A 3,020-nucleotide genomic window follows, 5' to 3' on the forward strand; every position below is an offset into this window, starting at 1 on the left:
ATTTTATATAATTGCAGTATCTTTCAAAGTGGCACGGTTTGACCGAAACACGTGGCACCATCACTCCGAAATAGCCAAATCCTGCGGATTTTCCAATGGTAAGTACTTGTTTGCAATTGTCCGTGACGAACCGTGCCACTGCTCATACACGTAACGTTAGTGCAAACAAGGATGTATCTTAACGAACACAACGGGCATAGTATACCACCTCCAGCGGATTAAAGTGAGCATAGCTCAGCGGAGCAAAGTGAACCACCTACAGCGGATGAAAGTGAACCACTAAAAATCGATTCTATTTGTACAGGTTTTCCGACCTTTTTAATTAAAAAGGTCATGGCAAATACACAAATAGATATGCGAAAAATAAAACAGATTTTTAAACTCTACAGCGAAGGAGTCAGCAAGCGCAAGACAAGTCTAATCACAGGACTTTCACGTAATACCATTACCAAGTACATTGACTTTTTCAAGCGTTATCAGCTTACGAACTACGAAGTGTCGGCTATGACACTTGAAGAGCTGAACAACCTCTTTAAATCCGATCAAAAAGAAAAGAGCCCACAGTTACTGACCCTAGAAAAATACTTCCCTTATTTTGACAAGGAGCTTCGGAAAACTGGAGTTACCAAAGAACTGCTCTGGCAAGAATATTATGCCAAACACCCAGATGGCTTCAAGATCACCCAGTTTAGATATTGGTATCGGGAGTGGGCGAAAGAGGTGTCTCCCGTGATGCACTTTACCCATAAAGCTGGCGACAAGCTCTTCATAGACTTTACGGGAAAGAAGCTCTCCATTGTGGATCGCCACACAGGAGAAATACAAGACCTGGAGGTCTTTGTCTGCGTTTTGGGCAGCAGTCAATACACGTATGTAGAAGCCTGTGAGAGCCAAAAGAAAGAAGATTTTATGGCCTGCGTTGAAAATGCACTCTGGTTTTACGGCGGAGTACCCGAGGCTTTAGTCCCTGATAATTTAAGGGCTGCCGTGACCAAGAGCAGCCGGTACGAGCCCAAGGTAAATGAAGACTTTGCCGACTTTGCGGCGTATTACGAAACGGCAGTATTGCCCACTAGAGCCTATAAGCCGAGGGACAAGGCCATTGTTGAAAATGCTGTACGGATTATATATACCCGTGTATTTGCACCATTGCGCAACCAGACGTTCCATAATAGGCCAGAACTCAACAAAGCCATACTGGAACAGCTTAAATTACATAACAACATGTCATTTAGAGGTCGGGAGTACTCACGCCATTCTTTGTTTGAAGAGATTGAAAAACACCAACTCAAGGCACTCCCCTCAAAACGCTATGAGATCAAACGTTCTGCAAACGCAACGGTCCATAAAAACAGTCATATTTACTTCGGAAAGGATAAACACTATTATAGCGTGCCCTATCAGCATATCGGAAAGCGGGTCAAGGTTATTTACTCAGATAGCACTGTAGAGGTCTACCATCAGCAGGAGCTGCTCACGGTCCATTCAAGAACAAAACAAAAATACGGGTACACCTCCATAAAGGAGCACATGCCTTCCCATCACCGTTTTGTCAGTGAATGGAGCAGTGAGAGATTTATTGCCTGGGCTGCCCAGATAGGAGATCACTGCAAAGAACTCATCATTAAAATACTCGACAAAAAACAACATCCCGAGCAATCCTATAAATCCTGTCTGGGCATATTGCATCTTACCAAAAAAGTGGGCAATGCACGACTGGACAATGCCTGCAAACGCGCTCTGGATTATGGTGCGCACAACTATAACATTATAGAACGCATCCTTAAAAACGGATGGGACACTTTAGATGAAGATGTCGAACAGCAACCGGATATCCCCAGTCACAATAACATTAGAGGCAGTAATTATTATAAATAAATTAAAACCATAAACAATGAACGCACAGACATTAGAGCACATGAAACAGTTAAGGCTATACGGTATGTATAGAGCCTTCGACGGGAGTTTGTCACCACAGAACATTACCTATACCAATGATGAACTGGTTGCATATCTCATCCAAAGTGAATGGGATGACCGGCAGAACCGAAAGATAGAGCGATTGACAAAAGCGGCACATTTTAGATATAGTGCCGTTATGGAAGCTATCGATTATGATGCTTCAAGATGTTTAGATAAAAATCAAATACAACGCTTCTCCAGTTGTAATTTTATAACACAAAAACAGAATCTGCTCATTACCGGAAGTACAGGTGCAGGGAAAAGTTATATGGCATCGGCAATTGGTCACCAAGCATGTTCATTGGGCTACAAAGTGATGTATTTTAATACCAATAAACTCTTTACCATGCTAAAAACATCAAAAGCCGATGGTTCCTATTTAAAGCAAATCAATAAGCTAGAGAAACAGGATCTGCTCATCTTGGATGACTTTGGACTTAAAGCACTGGATAGTATCAACAGGCATTCTTTTATGGAAATTATAGAGGACAGACACGGTAAGCATAGTACCATCATTGCCTCCCAATTACCGGTTGAAGCATGGCATGAAATTATTGGGGAACAGACCATTGCAGATGCTATTTTGGATCGTCTTGTGCACACTGCTCATAGGATAGATATTAAAGGAGAATCTATGCGCAAAAAATTAAAAGATAATCACTAAATTTAACCACAAATGAATCGATTATGAGCACTTACTTTGCTATGCTCACTTTCATCCGCTGCGAGTGGTTCACTTTGTCCGTCCTATCCAGATAAGTCAGGAATTCAATTTCAGATTTTCTCAAATCTCCTTTGTTGGGGATACTGTAATTTATTAAGTAATTTGTTCGTTTTTTGCGTTTTGTTATATTGTTGCCAACGTTGTTGTGTATGGTTAGTTGCGTGGTTAAGCAACTAATTTAGCAAATAAATCACAGATAGAATATTCCGCAGGAATGTTCGTAAGTCGGCAGTGACCTAGCAATTAATTATACACGGCTTAAGTTTGATTTTTACTAAATCAGTTAACTTTAAGTATTAATCAGAAAGAACAAAAGAGCGGAGTAAGGTTACTA

The 3,020-nt window shown here is 41.0% G+C and carries 2 protein-coding genes; both read left to right on the forward strand.

The window, feature by feature from the left end:
• The first annotated feature begins 333 nt into the window (after positions 1-333).
• Positions 334-1,878, forward strand: a complete 1,545-nt coding sequence (gene istA, locus Q0947_RS15135) for an IS21 family transposase (protein ID WP_299399763.1) — start codon at positions 334-336, stop codon at positions 1,876-1,878.
• Between the two features lie 16 nt (positions 1,879-1,894).
• Complete coding sequence (gene istB, locus Q0947_RS15140) at positions 1,895-2,626, forward strand: IS21-like element helper ATPase IstB (protein ID WP_027127033.1); 732 nt, start codon at positions 1,895-1,897, stop codon at positions 2,624-2,626.
• Positions 2,627-3,020: the final 394 nt, after the last annotated feature.

Source organism: uncultured Gelidibacter sp., from assembly GCF_947500795.1.
Classification (GTDB): Bacteria; Bacteroidota; Bacteroidia; order Flavobacteriales; family Flavobacteriaceae; genus Gelidibacter.